Annotated in this window: 15 protein-coding genes; 4 read left to right on the top strand and 11 right to left on the bottom strand. The window is 71.9% G+C overall.

The window, feature by feature from the left end; genetic code table 11:
• On the top strand, window positions 1-1,097 hold a 1,097-nt coding region (locus ACFO60_RS38510; RefSeq protein ID WP_380851643.1), incomplete at its 5' end, for a cellulose binding domain-containing protein.
• Window positions 1,098-1,118: 21 nt separating this feature from the next.
• Here ACFO60_RS38510 and ACFO60_RS38505 read toward each other — a convergent pair.
• From ACFO60_RS38505 to ACFO60_RS38485, 5 genes are all read right to left on the bottom strand, one after another.
• On the bottom strand, window positions 1,119-1,901 hold the full coding sequence (locus tag ACFO60_RS38505; RefSeq protein WP_380851640.1) for an AAC(3) family N-acetyltransferase: 783 nt from the start codon (window positions 1,899-1,901) through the stop codon (window positions 1,119-1,121).
• 211 nt (window positions 1,902-2,112) lie between these two features.
• Complete coding sequence (locus tag ACFO60_RS38500) at window positions 2,113-2,538, bottom strand: VOC family protein (RefSeq protein ID WP_380851637.1); 426 nt, start codon at window positions 2,536-2,538, stop codon at window positions 2,113-2,115.
• A complete protein-coding gene (locus tag ACFO60_RS38495; protein ID WP_380851634.1) occupies window positions 2,535-3,047 on the bottom strand; it encodes a helix-turn-helix transcriptional regulator in 513 nt (170 codons plus the stop codon). Before ACFO60_RS38495 ends, ACFO60_RS38500 begins: the two co-directional genes overlap by 4 nt.
• Before the next feature lie 125 nt (window positions 3,048-3,172).
• Complete coding sequence (locus ACFO60_RS38490) at window positions 3,173-4,354, bottom strand: low temperature requirement protein A (RefSeq protein WP_380851631.1); 1,182 nt, start codon at window positions 4,352-4,354, stop codon at window positions 3,173-3,175.
• A gap of 151 nt (window positions 4,355-4,505) precedes the next feature.
• On the bottom strand, window positions 4,506-5,141 hold the full coding sequence (locus tag ACFO60_RS38485; RefSeq protein WP_380851629.1) for a hypothetical protein: 636 nt from the start codon (window positions 5,139-5,141) through the stop codon (window positions 4,506-4,508).
• Between ACFO60_RS38485 and ACFO60_RS38480 the strand changes: the two genes are divergently transcribed.
• Window positions 5,140-5,976 (top strand): permease-like cell division protein FtsX, encoded by an 837-nt coding sequence (locus tag ACFO60_RS38480; RefSeq protein WP_380851626.1) that lies wholly within the window; start codon window positions 5,140-5,142, stop codon window positions 5,974-5,976. The genes ACFO60_RS38485 and ACFO60_RS38480 overlap by 2 nt on opposite strands.
• A gap of 98 nt (window positions 5,977-6,074) precedes the next feature.
• Here the strand turns inward: ACFO60_RS38480 and ACFO60_RS38475 are convergent, their stop codons facing one another.
• The 3 genes from ACFO60_RS38475 to ACFO60_RS38465 all read right to left on the bottom strand — a co-directional run bounded on the left by ACFO60_RS38475 (window position 6,075) and on the right by ACFO60_RS38465 (window position 9,370).
• Window positions 6,075-6,260 carry a helix-turn-helix domain-containing protein gene (locus ACFO60_RS38475; RefSeq protein ID WP_380851649.1) on the bottom strand — a complete coding sequence of 62 codons (186 nt, stop codon included), beginning with the start codon at window positions 6,258-6,260 and terminating at the stop codon, window positions 6,075-6,077.
• A 146-nt stretch (window positions 6,261-6,406) separates the two neighbouring features.
• Complete coding sequence (locus ACFO60_RS38470) at window positions 6,407-7,483, bottom strand: aminoglycoside phosphotransferase family protein (protein ID WP_380851623.1); 1,077 nt, start codon at window positions 7,481-7,483, stop codon at window positions 6,407-6,409.
• A gap of 411 nt (window positions 7,484-7,894) precedes the next feature.
• On the bottom strand, window positions 7,895-9,370 hold the full coding sequence (locus tag ACFO60_RS38465) for an NCS2 family permease (protein ID WP_380851620.1): 1,476 nt from the start codon (window positions 9,368-9,370) through the stop codon (window positions 7,895-7,897).
• Window positions 9,371-9,510: 140 nt separating this feature from the next.
• On the opposite strand from ACFO60_RS38465, the gene ACFO60_RS38460 reads away from it, so the two are divergent.
• A complete protein-coding gene (locus tag ACFO60_RS38460; RefSeq protein ID WP_380851617.1) occupies window positions 9,511-9,792 on the top strand; it encodes a DUF2530 domain-containing protein in 282 nt (93 codons plus the stop codon).
• 40 nt (window positions 9,793-9,832) lie between these two features.
• Here ACFO60_RS38460 and ACFO60_RS38455 read toward each other — a convergent pair whose 3' ends face one another.
• Both ACFO60_RS38455 and ACFO60_RS38450 read right to left on the bottom strand, forming a co-directional pair.
• On the bottom strand, window positions 9,833-12,880 hold the full coding sequence (locus ACFO60_RS38455; RefSeq protein ID WP_380851646.1) for a sacsin N-terminal ATP-binding-like domain-containing protein: 3,048 nt from the start codon (window positions 12,878-12,880) through the stop codon (window positions 9,833-9,835).
• A 235-nt stretch (window positions 12,881-13,115) separates the two neighbouring features.
• Entirely contained in the window at window positions 13,116-13,931 is an 816-nt protein-coding gene (locus ACFO60_RS38450; RefSeq protein ID WP_380851614.1) for a DUF3027 domain-containing protein, read from the bottom strand.
• A 341-nt stretch (window positions 13,932-14,272) separates the two neighbouring features.
• Here ACFO60_RS38450 and ACFO60_RS38445 point away from each other — a divergent pair, with 341 nt between their 5' ends.
• A complete protein-coding gene (locus tag ACFO60_RS38445) occupies window positions 14,273-15,916 on the top strand; it encodes an MFS transporter (RefSeq protein ID WP_380851611.1) in 1,644 nt (547 codons plus the stop codon).
• 163 nt (window positions 15,917-16,079) lie between these two features.
• On the opposite strand, the gene ACFO60_RS38440 is transcribed toward ACFO60_RS38445, so the two are convergent.
• A complete protein-coding gene (locus tag ACFO60_RS38440; RefSeq protein ID WP_380851608.1) occupies window positions 16,080-16,478 on the bottom strand; it encodes a cold-shock protein in 399 nt (132 codons plus the stop codon).
• Window positions 16,479-16,494: the final 16 nt, after the last annotated feature.

The raw sequence follows: 16,494 nt of genomic DNA, 5'->3' as shown, positions 1-16,494 counted from the left end.
CCGACGCCGGGACCGTCGCCTCCGCGGCGCACGCCGCGGCCGCCGGCCGTCCCGCCGCGGCGCCGGCGAGGGCGGGGGCGGACATCACGCCGCCGTCGAGGCCCACCGGCCTGGTCCCCTGCCCCGTCCCCAGCACCTACTCCGGATACGTCGCGATCTGCTGGACCGCCTCGACCGACGACCAGGGCGTCACCGGCTACGACCTCTACCGCCTGGAGACCACCGGCTTCGTCTTCGCCACCAGCACGACCGGCACCGTGGGAGGCTTCTCCGGCGTCCGGGGCCGCACCTACACGATGTACGTCGTGGCCAAGGACGCGGCGGGCAACGTGAGCCCGCCCTCCAGCCTGATCTCCGCCGGCGCGGGCGGCGGGATGTCGCCCAGCCCGGCCCCCTCGCCGAGCCCGACGCCCACCGGCGACACCGTCCCGCCGACGAAGCCGACCGGCCTGAACGACGGCTGCCTGGCCGACTACCCCGGCGTCACGTTCTGCTGGCAGGCATCGACGGACAACGTCGCCGTCACGGCCTACGACGTGTACCGCCAGACCGCGACCGGTTACCTCAAGGTCGGCACGGTGGCCCCCTACAGCTGGCTGAACTTCAGCGAGGGCGGCCTGGTCACCGGGAGGCGCTACACCTACGTCGTGGTCGCCAGGGACGCGGCGGGCAACCTCAGCCTGCCGTCCGACCCCCTCCAGGCCCTCGCCCGCCAGGGGCTCCCCCGCCCGACGCCGACCCCGACCCCCACGCCCACGCCCACGCCCACGCCGAGCCTGTCGTGCGCCGCGACCTACGCCGCCACGGTGTGGAACACGGGCCTGAGCGCCTGGGTGTCGATCAAGAACACGGGCACGACGGCGATCGACGGCTGGGTGCTGGTCATCGAGTACCCGACGTCCGAGATCCGCTTCACCACAGGGCATTCGGCCATCTTCAGCCAGACGGGCTCCCAGATCAGCGCCGGCAACCTGCCGTGGAACAAGATCATCCTACCGGGGGCCTCGGTCCTGGTCGGCTTCAACGCCACGCACAACGGCCACGCCTCCGCCCCCGTGAGGTTCCTCCTCAACGGCGTCCCCTGCACCATCGTCTGACGGGCGGCCTCCCGTACGACCTCAGGTCACAGGCCGGTTGGCGGCCAGCCAGGTGACGGCGAAGTCGACCAGAGCGCGCTGGGACATCAGGCGGGCGGGCGCGTCGCCGACGAGCGCGGCCGACAGGCCCACATGGGCCTCGAAGGCCGCGCCGAGGCGCTCGAAGTCGCCTTCGTCCTCGGCCACGTCGGTCCAGGTGATCCATCGGCTCGTTCCGTCCGGTCGCCGGACGGACGCGCCGATGGCGTGGCGCGGTGGTGACTCCTGCCGCCATTCGGCCAGGTGGAGGGAGGTGTTGGAGTCGTGCCCGCAGCCGAGCAGCAGCACCTTTCCTTCCAGCCGGTAGACCGCACCGAGCGGGGAGCGCTCACCCAGCGCGTCGTCCAGCCGGTGCTCGCCGGTTATGTCCGCCGCGTGCCTGCCGAGCGCGGCGAAGGACACCTGCGGATGGTCGCTGCGGAGCGCGCCGGGCCAGGTGCGCACCGTCTCGGCGATGACGCCCATCCACCGGCTCGGGGTGCGGGACGGGTCGAAGCCGGGCGCCTGCTCCCGGATCAGCGGCCACCACGCCTCGGGGACCGGCGGGTTGCGCCAGCCGGCCGGATCGCAGTTGTCGGGCGTATGGGCCGGCACCACGAGGGTGCCCTCGGGCCCGACGACGTCGAGCAGCGCCTGTACGACCGCCTGGGAGCCGCCGGCGACGAAGCCGAGGCTCCGAGCCGACGAATGGAGCAGCACGACATCGCCCGGGCCGACGCCGAGAGCGCGTAGATCAGAGCTGAGCGATCGGACGGTATGGGGCATGCGCTGATCCACCCGCCCGAGCATACGCACCGGCCCCCCATGGAGGAACACGGTATTTCCGGCATGACCCGGTCACGGGTGCCGGCCTCGCGCGCCGCCCGAGCCCCGATGAGCGCCTCGGCGTGGTCCTCGTCGCTCAACGGCGTGTCACCCTGCCGCGCGGGATCTCCTCCGGACCGGCGAGCATCCGGTCGTCACCTGAAGACCCGGCTCAGCCGGCGTCGCTCTGGTACTCCTTCGGCTCGACGAGGACGAGCCAGTTGCCGGAGTTGTCGCGGATGATGGCCTCCACGCCGTACGGGCGCTCGGAAGGCTCCTGCAGGAACGTCACGCCCTTGGCGGACAGTTCCTCGTAGGTCTTGCGGCAGTCGTCGACGCGCAGGCCGAGACCGCCCATCTGCCCCTTCTCCAGCTGGCGCCGGACGAAGTCGGCGGCTTCGGCGTCGAGCGGCGGGCCGGGCTTCATCAGCGTGATCTCGAGCTCAGGGTGGTCAGGGTGGGACACGGTGACCCAGCGGTAGTCCTCCCCCATGGCGACGTCGACGCGGGCGACGAAGCCGAGGACGTCAACGTAGAAGTCGCGGGCCTCATCCTGGTCGAGGCAGTAGATCGTCGTGAGCGAGACGTTGGTAATCATGCGGACGAAGCTACTCCCCGCCGCCCACCTGGCACTTCTCCAATATTGCACAAATCGCGATCGTGGTCTTCCGGCGCCGCGGCGCCCGCCGGGCCATGAGCATCCTCCGGCGCCACGGCGCCCGCCGGGTCGAGGGCTCCGCACATGAACAGGTAGCACCCCGGTATGCGCGGGGCGCCGTGGGCCGCCCACCGGTCGCGATAGGCCTTCGGGCTCTCGCCGACCACCTGGGTGAACTTCGACGAGAAGGAGCCCAGACTGGTGAAGCCCACGGCCATGCACACCTCGGTCACGGTGAGGTTGGCGTAGCGCAGCAGGTCTTGGGCGCGCTCCAGCCGGCGGCGCAGGACGTAGCGGTTGGGGGTCTCGCCGTAGGCCGCCCCGAAGCAGCGGATGAAGTAGAACTTGGAGATGCCGGCGACGGCCGCGAGCCCGTCCAGGTCGAGCCGGCCCTGGTAGTCACGGTCGATGTGATCGCGCGCCAGCCGGAGCCGGGGCAACAGCTCCACCGGCACCGTCCGATTGCCCTTCGCCGCCACATGACGACACTAACCCACGTCCGACCTGGCACTCTGCGGCATGTCAAGCGTTCCGCCGGCCACCCGATCGAGGACGAAGCGGGACCGGCGGCCCCTCAGCTCGGGGCGTCCCTCGACGCCACCACGCCGACGGCGACGAGGGACGCGGTGATCAGGGCGATCAGCGGGAGGGCCACGGAGGTCAACGGAGTGGCGAGCACCAGCAGGGCGCCGGCCAGGAACGCGGTGTCCACCAGGCGGCCCGGACGGTGCGGGCGGACGTGCACCAGCCACACGCTGAACAGGAAGACCGCGACCGGCACCGCCACGGAGGCGGACGCGGCGACCGTTCCCACGTGAGCCTGGCCGGTCTCGTGGTCGGCCGAGACGGCGAGCCCGGCCCCCACCGCCGCGGCCGACGCGAAGATCAGGTAATGCCCGTATCCCCAGGGGAAGGCCGCGCGGTTGGAGGTGAGGATGCGGTGCGCGGGCCGGGCGAAGTACAGCCACCACATCGCGAAGACGATCAGCATGCCGCTGAACGCGACCGACAGCAGCTTCCCCGTCGCGATCCCCCGGTCCAGGCCGGCCTGAATGGCGAGCGTCGCCGACAGCACCGACTCACCCAGGACGATCAAGGTGAGCAGCCCGTAGCGTTCGGCGATGTGGCCGGAATGCCAGGTGGTCCCGCGGAACCGTTCCGCCCACAGCGGCACCGCCAGCTCGGCGACCACCATCACCAGGAAACCGGCCGGCCCTACGGAGTCGGCCAGCGCCAGGCGGGCGACCCACCCCGCCTGGACCGCCGTGATGCCGATCGCGTACCGCCGCGCGACCGCCCGGCCGGCCGGGTCCTCGACGGCGGCGCGGATCCACAGGCCCACCATCGCGAGCCGCATCACCACGTAGCCGAGCGTTACCAGGGCGAAGTCCTTGAGCTCGAAGGCCCGCGGCACCCCTGCGGCCAGGATCAGCACACCGGCGATCTGCGCGAGCGCCAGCAGGCGGTAGAGCACGTCGTCGGTGTCGTAGGCGGAGGCGAACCAGGTGAAGTTCATCCAGGCCCACCAGATGGCGAAGAACACCATCGCGTACGCGACCACTCCGGAGCCCGCGTGCCCCTCGGCCAGGGCATGATGCAGCTCCGCCGCCGCCTGCGCCACCGCGACCACGAAGCACAGGTCGAACAGCAACTCCAGCGGAGTGGCCGCCCGGTGCCCCTCGCTTGGATCGCGCCCCGTCATGGTCGTACGCAAGGCGGGCACACGCGCACGCGCGAAGGACAGAGGTGAGCTCATGGGACTCCTGACAGCACGACATCATCCACTGCACGCGGCACGTCCGCACGCCGCAGAACGAGTGAACCACTGCCCACCGCAACCGAGTTCCTTCCCTGGGTTCGAGAACATCGGCACCGGCGGGGGCGGCGCATGTCGCGGATCGGGCCGGTCACGACTCGGTGTCCACCCAGTGCGGGGTATGCGATTCGACGTCCTCCGGTAGGCGAATCCGCCCGGCCGAGAGAACAAGGGGGGCGATCTCCACGCTCTCGTAGAAACGCATGTGACCGACGAAGGATTCGATACCGCCGGCATGTTCGTCGACCGAGCAGCGGCCGAACCACTCCAGCAATGTCCGGAGCCGGTAGAAGTCGTCGGGATGGACTTCTTGGCGTACCGTCAGCGCCCAGCCGTCCGATCGCTCTCGCGCGACCAACTCGGCGACGAGCGCGCCCCCCACCCGCGGAGCGGCGCCCCGCTGCGCGAACACGGGCTCTGGTTCCACGTCCTCCCACTCGCAGTCGGGGTCGTCGGGATCACCGAGGGGGTAGGTCTCCATGTATCGGTCAGTGCCGATCGGCAGTCGCTCAGGTCGTGGCCCCAGCCCCAGATGCCACCGCAGCTCGGCAAGCTCGTCATCGGTGATCTCAGCGCGAATGTCCACCGACAGCACGAGTTCGTACATGTCTCCCATCGGCACACCGTACCGCCGCGATCCCCCGAAGATCATTCCCGTCGGCGTGGAAGGCTCGCCCACTTCTGCCGAGTTGACCTTCGGCCGTTCGCCGAACACAGTCATGCGCATGCCCCCGAGCGCAGACCCCGGAGATCCCGGTACACGCTGGAACCGACCGGCGGCGACGGCCATCGCGGCGGTCGTGGCGTCGGCCCTGCTCGCCACTCTCGGCGCGGGGCTTTGGTTCCTGCGCCGCCCGCCGGACGGGCCGCTGCCGCCACCCGAGGCTCCGTGGCCGACCACGGGGGAAGCGTCGGTGTTCCTGTGTGACCACGACAGCGCGTACAAGAACTGCGGTGAGCGAGCGATCACCACCACACAGCGCCTGAGCCTCGAACGCACCCTGCGCGGCCTGCCCGAGGTGTCCGCCGTGCGGTTCAGATCCCGCGCGGAGGCGCTCAAAGACCTCATCGGGGTGTTCCCGCCGAACGCGCTCCGTGAATCCGATGTGCCGGAATCGTTCCGCGTGGCCCTGAAGACGACAAGCGACTTCCGGCGGAAGACGGAGGCACTGCCCGGAGTCTCGAACGTCGTCGTGGGCGGGACGGGCTTCTGGGCCGGCAAGACCGATGTGGTCATCGAACTGTGTCCGCGGGACCCACTGGAGAGGGACGAGCGATGCAAAGGACGCGGCGAGACCACCGAGGCTGAGAAGACGGCCATCCACCAGGACCTTCTCGCGCTGGACGGTGTCGGCGCGATCTACCTGGAGAACCGTGTACACGCCTGGAGGGACGCCTCGTGGAGGTCGTTCGCCAAGTTGCCGGACGCCGCGACACCCCCCGCCTACATCTCGGAGTCCTTCCACCTGGTTCTCGACGCTCCCGACGCCGCCGGCCGGGTCAGGCGCGCGGTCGGTGAGCGCCCCGGCGTGAACAGCGTCGACAGGGAGCCATCCCGGTAGCGGGCCGCCCATCAGCGCTGACACCGGACGCCGACCCAAGGTGATCGCCATCGAATCGCATTCTCCGCCCCAGCGGCACACGGCGAGCACCCGGATGATCAGCTTGCCTGACGTTGTGGTTCGAAGTGAACGCTGAGCCGCAGTTCCAACGCATCCGCCAGACGCTCGAGCATCGGAATGGTGGGCATCGTCCCACCTGCCTCGAACCGCGCTACGGCTGGTTGCTTGAGACCGGTACGCCGGGCCAACTCCGCCTGGGTCATCCCCAGTTCTTCACGGCGCAGCCGTGATCAGCGAAGGCTACGTGCCGGATGCGGGGACGGACATCGGAGCCTTCCGCGGGAGTTTGTCGTTCGCCACGGCGGGTGGATCTGAGCGACGAATCTCGGCGCTGAGAGTGGCAGCACTCTTGAGTTCACGGTCGGGACGCTCACCGACGGCGTACCGAGTAGGGCGGGAACGTTGCCCCGTCGGCGAGGTCCAGGTCTGTGTCGGGCCAGCGTCGGCGGAGCAGGTCGGCTACCCGCCGCGCCCAGCCGGTGAGGTGGGGCAGGGTGTGGTGCGCCTCGGCGGTGCGCGCGGTGGCCTCCAGCGTCGCCATCAGCTGGAGACGGCTGTCGTCGCCTGGCGCACGGGTGTCCAAGAGCGGTAATCGTTGCAACCGAACGAGCGCGAAGAAGACGCATGCCGCTGCCAGGGCGAAGCCGTACTGCCGGTCGTCCTCGGCCTGAGGTACACCGCGAGCCAGAGCCTGGCGATAGGTGTCCGCGAGTCCGTCGGCGACGGGGTCTCCGACCGACAGCCACCCAGGACCGGGGACGTGCAGGCAGACAGCGTCGTTGAGGGCGTGGGTGTAGCCCGCGAACTCGAAGTCGATGAGGCGGGGGTCGGGGACGCCCGAAGCGTGCACGAGGACGTTGTTGGCTTCCGGGTCGCCGTTGCTGAAAGCCAGGAAAGGTCCCGGCTCGGCCAGTTCTCCTAGCACGGCGACCAGCTCGAGCTCGGCCTGGCCGCTGATCGGCGCACCGACGCCGGCGGCGTGCCCGCGGCCCTCGTCGCAAAGCCCGGCCCATCGCCCTAGGCGGTCGGCGGCTGGATCGACCGGCCCGAGAGCGGCCCGGCGTGTGTAGTACTTCGCCGCCATGCCTGCGGTGGCCGCGCTGAACTCACCACGTACGCGGGCGAAGGCGACCAGCCGATCCGCGTGGGCCGTGGCACCTTCCGCACGCAACAGCTGATCCAGCGCCACACGCGGGGCCAGGTCCTCCAGCACGATGAGTCCGCTTGAGACATCGGCGGCGATGACACGCGGAGCCAGGCGCAGGGCAAGATCCTCGGAGAGGAACCGCAGAGCGGCCAGCTCGGTACGGGACCGCCACGCCTCGGGACGAGCCCGGTCCGGGTGGTGGGACCGCACCCACTTGACGATCACGTGCTCGGAACGGGCAAGGCCTCCCACCAGTGCCCTCGCGACGGCCCAGGGCTCCAGCCGCCGCCAATCGAGCACGGTGACAGGCGACGCATGGTGACGTGAGAGCAAAGATGCCGTCTCAGCAAGCCGGTCGACCACTTCTACGCCCCCGGTAAGTTCGTGACGATCGGGTTTTCACCGGCCATGGCCGTCACCGCTCACCGACCGATCGGCTCGCTGCCCGCCGCCGGTCGTCCCGCTGTCCCACCGGCGCGGACAACGCCGTTCACGAATCCGCCGGGCATTGGGATCTCGGTCACGAGCTCATCCTGGACGACCGCTACCGGATGTCCGCCATCACTTGCCGGATCCACGAGATCAGGGCCGGCTTCGCCGCCAGACGACGGCTTGGCTGGGAAGCGATCCACTCCGGCGATCAGGCCATCATGGCGACCGTCGGGCGAAGGTCACCATGATGGCCATGGCCATGTCGTCTTACGGGCATCGTCAGGCGAGGCCGAACAGGATCTTGGCGGGGCCGATGAGGAAGTAGACGACGAAGAGCGCGGCCACGACCCACATCAGGGGGTGGACTTCGCGGGACTTGCCCTTGACGGCCTTGATCAGGACGTAGGTGATGAAGCCGGCGCCGATTCCGTTGCTGATGGAGTAGGTGAAGGGCATCAGGACGATTGTGAGGAAGGCCGGGATGGCGATCTCGTAGTCGTTGAAGTCGATGGCCCTGATGGCGGTCATCATCAGGAATCCGACGACGACGAGGGCCGGGGCGGCGGCCTCGTAGGGGACGATCTCGACCAGCGGGGACAGGAAGGCCGCCAGCAGGAAGAGGACGCCGGTCACGACGCTGGCCAGGCCCGTGCGGGCGCCCTCGCCGACGCCGGCCGCCGACTCGATGTAGGTGGTGTTGGAGGAGGTGGACGCCGCGCCGCCGGCCGCGGCCGCGATCGAGTCGACCAGCAGGATCTCCCGCGTGCGGGGCAGCGTCCCTTCCTCGGAGACGAGGCCGGCCTGGGCGCCGACGCCCACCACGGTGCCCATCGTGTCGAAGAAGTCGGTGATGAGCAGCGTGAAGACGAACAGCACGGCCAGCACGGCGCTGATCTTGCCGAACGATCCGAACAGGCTGAACTGGCCGATGAGGCTGGTGTCGGGCAGGCCGACGATCTGGGCGGGCATGGCCGGGACGACCAGGCTCCAGCCCAGAGGGTTCTTGCCGCCCAGGGACGGGCCCACCTTGGTGATCGCCTCGACGATGATGGCGAGCACGGTGGTGCCGATGATGCCGATCAAGATCGCGCCCTTGACCTTGCGGGCCACGAGCAGCGCGGTGACCAGCAGGCCGATCACGAAGACGAAGATGGGCCAGCTGGTGAGGGCGCCGCCGATGCCGAGCTCCAGCGGGGTGCCGGCGGCCTTGCGGACGAAGCCGGAGTCCACGAAACCGATCAGCGCGATGAACAGGCCGATGCCCACGCTGATCGCGGTCTTCAGCTGGCTCGGGATCGCGTGGAACACCGCTGTGCGAAAACCCGTCAGCACGAGGATCGTGATGACGATGCCCTCCAGCACGACCAGGCCCATCGCGTCCTCCCACGACATCTGGGAGGCGATGCCGAAGGCCACGAACGCGTTCAAGCCGAGCCCGGCGGCCAGCGCGAACGGCACCTTGCCGACGAAACCCATGAGGATGGTCAGCACGCCGGCCGTCAAGGCGGTGGCGGCGGCTATCGCGGCGATGTTCGCGGCGCCGGTGCCGTCGCCCAGGAACTGGCCGTCGGCGTCCTTGGCCCCGCTGAGGATCAACGGGTTCAGGACGACGATGTACGCCATCGTGAAGAAAGTGGCCAGTCCGCCACGGAGCTCACGGTTGAACGTCGAGCTCCGCTCGGAGATCAGGAAATAGCGGTCAAGCCGGCCGAGTAGTCCGGTCGGCTGGGGCGCGGGTGCGGTTATCTCGCTCACGCGGGCAGATTGGCAGGCGCTACCAGAGCCGAAAAGACCTCTGAGCAGCTCGTCGTCCGAATGAGACCAACTTGTGTGCAGTTCGGATCCTGCGGACCCGCCGAGCCTGGTGGGACCCGCTCTCGCCTAGGCTGGAATGCGTGAACGAGCCGCGCCCCCCGGATCCCATCCCGCTGGAGACCAAGGACACCGCGACGATCCTCGCGGGCACGGGCCTGTGGGTCGTCGCGCTGGTCGTGGTGCTCATCCTCCGCCCGTCGCCCGACCACCAATGGTGGATCTGGACGTGCGTGGCCGGCATCGGCCTGGGGATCTTCGGGTGCTGGTTCGTCCGGCGCCGCGACCAGCGCGCAGCGCGCGGCGAGGCGAGACCGGACGGCACCCGCGACGACGCGTCCGTCCCCGGCCGCACCCCGTCATGAGAGGGACAGGGCGCGACCGGTACGTGAGCCGACCGGCGGGTCAGCCGTCGAGGTCGGCTTCGGCGAGCAGCAGCGGCACGGCCTGCGGGTCGCGGAGCAGGGCGGCGACCGCGAGCCGGTCTCCCCACTGACCGCTCGCCCAGGCCAGGCCGCGTGCCAGGCCCTCGACCCCGCTCGCGTGGACGGCGCCCTCGTGGAACCGCCATGGCACCCGGACGCCGTCGACCGTCAGCTCGGCGTGCTCGACATAGCTCGACGGCGCCGAGGGCAGCAGCGATCGCACCTGCGGGGGCACCGGACGCTCGTGCCCGGAGGAGGTGATCTCGCCGGTGACCTCCTCGCCGATGACAGGGAGGTCGAGCAGCTCCGACAGCGCCTCGGCCAGGTCGAACGGGGCGAGCACGAGCGGGCGGGAGGCGACCAGCGGCAGCAGGTCGGGCGCCTCGACGACCACCGGTCCGCCGGTGGCGGTCAGGCCCTCGGCCGCCGGGCCGCCGTTGCCGCCGATCGGGTGGCCGTCATCGGCGTCGGCGACGACGATCTCGCCGTTCAGCACGGCGCGCACGGCCGTGGGCGGCGCCACCCTGGCGGGCTCCACGGCCGCCAGCGCCATCCACAGGGACCGGAGCTGGGCCCGGTCGACCTCCAGTGACGGGTCCGCCAGCAGGTCGAGCAGCTCGTCCGGCCCGCCGTGGGAGGCGAGCAGGTCGGCCAGCGTCGTGCGCACGCCGATCAGCGCGAGCGCCGTCCCGTCCACCCCCTCGGGGGCGTCGCCGTACAGGCCGTACAGCAGCGGGTCGCCGGAGGGCAGGCGCAGCGAGGTGGGCCGCTTGCCGTCGAGCACGGGGTGGCGCGACAGCCACCAGGCGGTGTACGAGGGGACCTCGACGACCTCGCCGCCGACGAGCGCGCGGAGCGGCTGGAGCGCGGCGCGCAGCGGCGGCCGGGACAGCAACGCGAGCGCCGACGACCAGTCGGCGACGTACTCAAGGTCGCGGACCGCGGCGAACTCGCGGACGACCGGCGGCACGTCGGCCTGCGGCAGCAGGTCCAGCACGGCTTCCAGCCATTCGTCCTCGGCGTCGAGGTCGTGGTCGCACTCGTCGGGGTCGAGCAGCACGTCGGAGTCGTTGACCACGGCGAAGCCGTCCAGCACCCCGGTGGCCGACAGGACGCGCGAACCGTAGCGCTCGACGAGGTCGGGAGCGGCGACGCCGAACGGAACCTCCTGGTCGATGAGCTTGGCCAGCGACCCGTCGCCGAGCAGCAGTTCCCCGGCCGGGTACAGCTCGCCGTCGGCCCCGCGCAGCGCCAGCGCCGACAGCCAGGGCGCCTCGCCGGCGGACAGGCCGGCGGCGTCGACCAGCGCCAGGACGGCCTGCGCCACGGGCTCGGGGTCGGCGCTGTCGAGCGACTCGGAGACGGTGGCGCGGGTCAGCGGGTCTTCCAGCACGCTCCTCGGGGTCGCCTCGGCGGCGCCGAGCCGCAGCAGCAGCGGGTGGGCGGCCTCGGGGTGGACGACGCGCAGTCCGAGCGGGCCGAGAAGCGCAGGGTCGAGGGAGGAGCCCTCGCTCAGCACAAGCGTGCCGCGAGGACCGCGGACAAGGCGGCCGTCGGCGAGCGGGACGGGGACGGCGCCGAGGGCTTCCCGGTCGTCGGCGGGCACCACGTCGTACAGCGACCGCCACCAGGCCGGGGTGGTGTCCTCCACGGCGTCGCCCGACAGCAGGTCGACGACGTCGGAGAGCTCCAGGCGCCGGACGCCGAGCGTGGTCAGCGCGGGATGCCGCGAGGCCCAGCCCGCCGGCAGCAGGCCCGGCACCACATGCGCGATCTTGGCGAGGAACTCGGCGGGGCCGGCCACGACGGACGCCTCGCGGCCGGACACGACGTACGGCGCCTCGCCCTCGCCGGACGCGGCCTCCGAGAGAGCGGGCCCCGTCCTGCCGTCCCCGGGGGCGGCGGGGTCGGCGGGCGGGGAGATCGCCGGGAGCAGCGGCGCGTCAGGCAGGCGGCGCAGGATGGCCCGGCGGATCGAGGCGTCCAGCTCGGCCTTGCCCATCAGCCCCGGAACCAGGTCGAGCAGGCGCGGCGTCCTCGGCAGCGTGGCGAGCAGCCGGAGGTAGGTCTCGGCGGCGCGCTCGACCAGGAAGTCGGTCAGCGGTCCCGCGGCCACGTGCCGCCGGTCGGTGGCCAGCGGGAAGGTGGCGATGAGCAGCGCGGGGAGGTCCAGGGGCTCGTCACTCGGCGTCGGCGCGTGCACGACGGGGGCGACGTCCTTGGGCAGCTCGCCATGGTCGGCGGGCACCGCCCAGCGGATCAGCCAGTTGGGGCGGGCGCGCTCTTCAGTGGGGCGGTCGGCGAACAGCTCGGCGACCTGCTCGGGGGTGAAGCGCCCGGACTCCTCGACCACCTGCCACCCGTCGGCGGAGATGGTGCGCGTCTCACCGCCGACCTCGATCTCGATCAGCGTGAGCGCCGGCATGGCGAGCATCAGGGCCGGGCCGGTCTCGTCGAGCATCTGCCGCACGGCCGGTTCGACGGACGCGTCGCGCAGGGGCAGCCGGACGACGGTGTCGAAACCGTCGGGCACGAGCACCTGCCCGGCCTCGAAAGGCAGGCGCAGCAGCGGCACGTGCCCGCCGCGGACGGCCAGCTCGCGGGCCAGCGCGGGCTCGGCGGCGACGAGCGCGGCGGTGTCGGACCGCGACCAGCGGACCGCTCCGCTCGCCCTGGAGGCGATCAGCGGCTCGTCGGAGACCGACACGACGGCGGCGAAACCGACGCCGAACCGGCCGATGGAACCGGTCTCGTCGCGCTTGGCGGACACTCGGAGAGTGGCGAGCCCTTCGACGCCGGCCTCGTCCAGCGGAGCTCCGGTGTTGGCCGCGCTCAGCACGCCGTCGCGCAGGGTCAGCCGCAGCCGTCCGGGGACACCGGAGCGCAGCGCGGCGTCGGCGGCGTTCTGGGCCAGCTCGACGATCAGGCGGTCGCGGTAGCCGCCGAGGGCGAAGTCCTCCTCGGCGTTGGCGTCCTCGCGGAACCTCGCGGGCGAGGCCGTCCAGGCGGCGAGGACGGTGGCGCGCATGCGTTCGGTGCCAAAGATGTCAGTCACCAGTCATGTCCAAGGGTGGAAGAGACGGGCCGGCCGCCCGGGCCGGCGATCGGATGTTTCGTGACCACGGCGAGAAGGCCCTGGGTGGTTCGACGGCCCCGGCCGGCGGGTGAGCCGGCCGGGTGGCGCACCTGGTGACCGGCGGGTGGGCGGTGCCGGGTGGCGCGACCGGTGGCCGGCCGCGCCTTCACCTGGACGCGGCCGGCGGTCAGGAGTGACCGAGCGGCTCGGCGCCTTCGTCTTCGACGGAGCCCGCGGCGGGAACACCCTCTTCGGGCATCAGGTCGTAGCCGAGATCGTCGAGGATGGGCATCGGCTGCTCGACGCCCGCCGGCGTGACGATGGCCGCCTCGGAGTGCGCGCCGCAGCCGTGGTCGGCCGCGACGACCTTGCCGTCGTCGGGGGCGTACTCGTTGGCGCAGACCCCGAAGCCCAGGCGCAGCGCGCCGGCGAGCGGCCAGTAGAAGCCGCAGGTGGAGCACTGCGCGGGCGCGGCGTGGGCGAGCGGGGTGTGCGGGCCGGAGTCGCCCGCGTGCCAGCGGTGCACGGCGCGGTCACGCCCGATCGCCGAGAGGACCCGGGCCCGGCCCAGGCCGTACTCGAAGATCATCTGACGGTCGGCGTCGTCGTCGGTCTCGGTGAACCCGGGCGCGAGGCGGTCGTCGTCATCGGAGGTGGGCAGCAGGTCGCCAACGCCGAGGTCGCCGGGGAGCAGCCGCTCGCTCCACGGCACCCACGCCGGGGGGAGCAGCGCCCCCGCGCCCGGCAGCAGCACGGTCTCACTGACGGTCACGTTGCGCGCGCGGGAGGCGCGGGTCATCGTGATGGCCCAGCGCCAGCCGCGGTAGGCGCGGTCGAGGCAGGCGAAGTAATGCGTGACGATGCGCTCGCCCTCGGCCTCGAAGCCGAGATGATCGCCCACCTCGCCGGGCCGGGCGATCTCGTCGGCGGCGCCCCGTGCCTGCTCCACGGCGGCGGCGCAGGCCTGGTCGACGGTGAAGGTGCGGGAGCGAGTGCGGTTCACATGTCAATTCTCACCCATGCGGCGAGCGGACATCACGCGTATGGGTCGGGTAAGACTGTAAACCGAAGCGGCACGCCATCAACCGGAAGATCCATCGCCGGGAAACCGGACGCGCCGACTCGCCGGCGCGGCTCACGGGCACGTGTGTACATGAGCACGCGGGCGGGACGACGCGGGTGAAAGGGCTACCCGACGGCGGCGACGGAGCGAGCGGAAGGGGGAGGCGTGGAACGCCTGGCCACCGGCACGAGCACCGGCGCCTTCTCCGAGGGCGCATGACACCGGCCCCCCGGGGACGCGCCCGGACGTCTCTGTCGCGTGCCGGTCACGCCGTGGCCGGCATGGGCAGGGGCACGTTGCGCGCCGGTCGCACCGCGGCGAGCAAGACCGCCGGCGCCGGACGCGCCGTCGTCCAAGGCACGGCACGGGCGGGGCGCGGGGTCGGCCGTGCGACGCGCAGGATGACCTACGCCCAGGGCGCCGGCCGCACCGGGCTCGGACGCCTGATCGAGCTGACGGCCGCCCACAGCGCCGGGGACACGCTCATCACCGTCGGCCTGGCCGGCACGCTGCTGTTCGGGCTGCCCGTGGACCAGGCGCGCGGGCAGGTCGCCCTGTACCTGCTCATCACGATGGTGCCGTTCGCCGTCGTCGCGCCGTTCGTCGGGCCCGTCCTCGACCGGTTCCGCTCCGGCCGCCGGTACGTCATGGCGGGCACGCTGTTCGCGCGGGGGCTGCTGTGCTGGGCCATGGCCGCCGCGATCGGCCCGGCCGACGGGGTCACCCTCTTCCCCGCCGCGCTGGCCGTCCTGGTGCTGTCCAAGGCCTACAACGTCTCGCGGGCCGCCACCATGCCGAGCGTGCTGCCCGCCGACATCACCCTCGTCACCGCGAACGCGCGGGTGGCGTTGTTCACGCTGGTGAGCGCGGCGCTCGCCGCGCCGGTCGCGGTCGCGCTGACCGTGTGGCCGGGCGCCGCCTGGCTGCTGCGCGTCACGATGGTGATCTTCCTGGCCGCCGGCGTCGCCGCCGTACGGCTGCCGCGCCACGTCGACGCGCCGGACTTCGACCTGGACGAGGAGCCGGAGGAGCACCCGGGCGAACGCCCGGCCGAGGACGCGAGCGGACGGCCCGCCGGGCACCCGGGTGAGCGGCCCGGCCGGGGACGGGCGCGGGGCCGCTGGCGCACCTTGCTCAACGTCGGGCCGGTCGTGACCGAGGCCATGCGGGCGAACGCCGCGATCCGCGTCCTGTCCGGATTCCTGCTCTTCTTCCTGCTCTTCCTCGTGCAGGACGGGAACCTGCGGGGGTCCGGCCTGCACGAGCAGGTCATGATCGCCATCCTGGCGGGCGGCGCGGGCGCCGGCGGCCTGCTCGGAGCGGCGGTCGCCGCCTGGGTGCGCGGACGCTCCCCGCAGCTCATCGCCCTCATCGCGCTGGCGGTCTCCACCGTGGCGGTGGGAGCGACCGCGTTCTTCTTCTCGTTGTGGACGGCCGTCGCGGTGGCGCTCGTCGCGGGCTTCGCCCAGGAGATCGGCAAGCTGGCCCTGGACGCGACCGTCCAGCGTGAGATCGGCGAGGAGGTCCGGTCCTCGACCTTCGGCGTCGTGGAGGCGCTGCTCCAGATCGCGTGGGTGGGCGGCGGCCTGGCCGGGCTGCTGTTGTCGCTGTTGTCGGGCCGCTCGGCGGGCCCGATCGGCCTGGCGGTGGTGACGGCCGCGCTGGCCGCCGCGCTGGCCTGGCTGCTCGTCGCTCGCCGCCGCCGGCTCCGTGCCCGGTCCGAGCGCGTCCGCGCCGCCGGCCCTTTTCCGCCGGACGCGCCCGGCGCCCCGTCAGAGAACGGCTCGCGCCCGGGCGACCCCGATCCCCGTACCTCGCGCCCGGGCGACCCCGATCCCCGCGGCTCGCGCGCGGGCGACCGGGAACCGCAGGGCCCGGCGCCGAAGCCCGGCACCACCAAGCCGCTGACCAACCCCCATCACTGAGCGCCGGCCGGCCCGATCACCGACGACCGGCCGGCCCCGGACGTGGACCGGCGGCCGGCCCTGGGTGCCGGAACGCCGCCGCGCGGGCACGCCGAAAGCGCCCCATCATGACCTTGGAGATGGGGCGCTCGACGCGCGGAGGCCGGACGGCGGAGGGCGGCGCTCAGGCGTCGATGTCGTCGGCGACGGCCCGCAGGACGGTCGCGATCTTCTTGGCGTGCGCGGCGTCGGGGTGCTTGCCGCGCTGGTAGAAATTGGAGACGTCATCGAGCAGCTTGATCAGGTCCTCGACGATGACGACGAGCTCGTCGGGCTTCTTGCGCTTACCCTTTGGCTTCACGGTCTTGGCGAGCGTCGGCGGCTGCTCCAGTACGCGGACCGAAAGCGCCTGCTGGCCACGGCGGCCCTCGGCCACGCCGAACTCGACCTTCTGACCCGGCTTGAGCGCTTCCGTGCCTTTGGGAAGCGCCGATGAATGCACGAAGACCTCGCCGCCGTCGTCGCGGGTGAGGAATCCGAAGCCCTTGTCAGCGTCGTACCACTTGACCTTGCCAGTAGGCACAGGGGTGACCTCGTTC

This window comes from Sphaerisporangium dianthi, from assembly GCF_042654065.1.
Taxonomy (GTDB): domain Bacteria; phylum Actinomycetota; class Actinomycetes; order Streptosporangiales; family Streptosporangiaceae; genus Sphaerisporangium; species Sphaerisporangium dianthi.
This window is presented reverse-complemented; position numbering and strand designations above follow the sequence as displayed.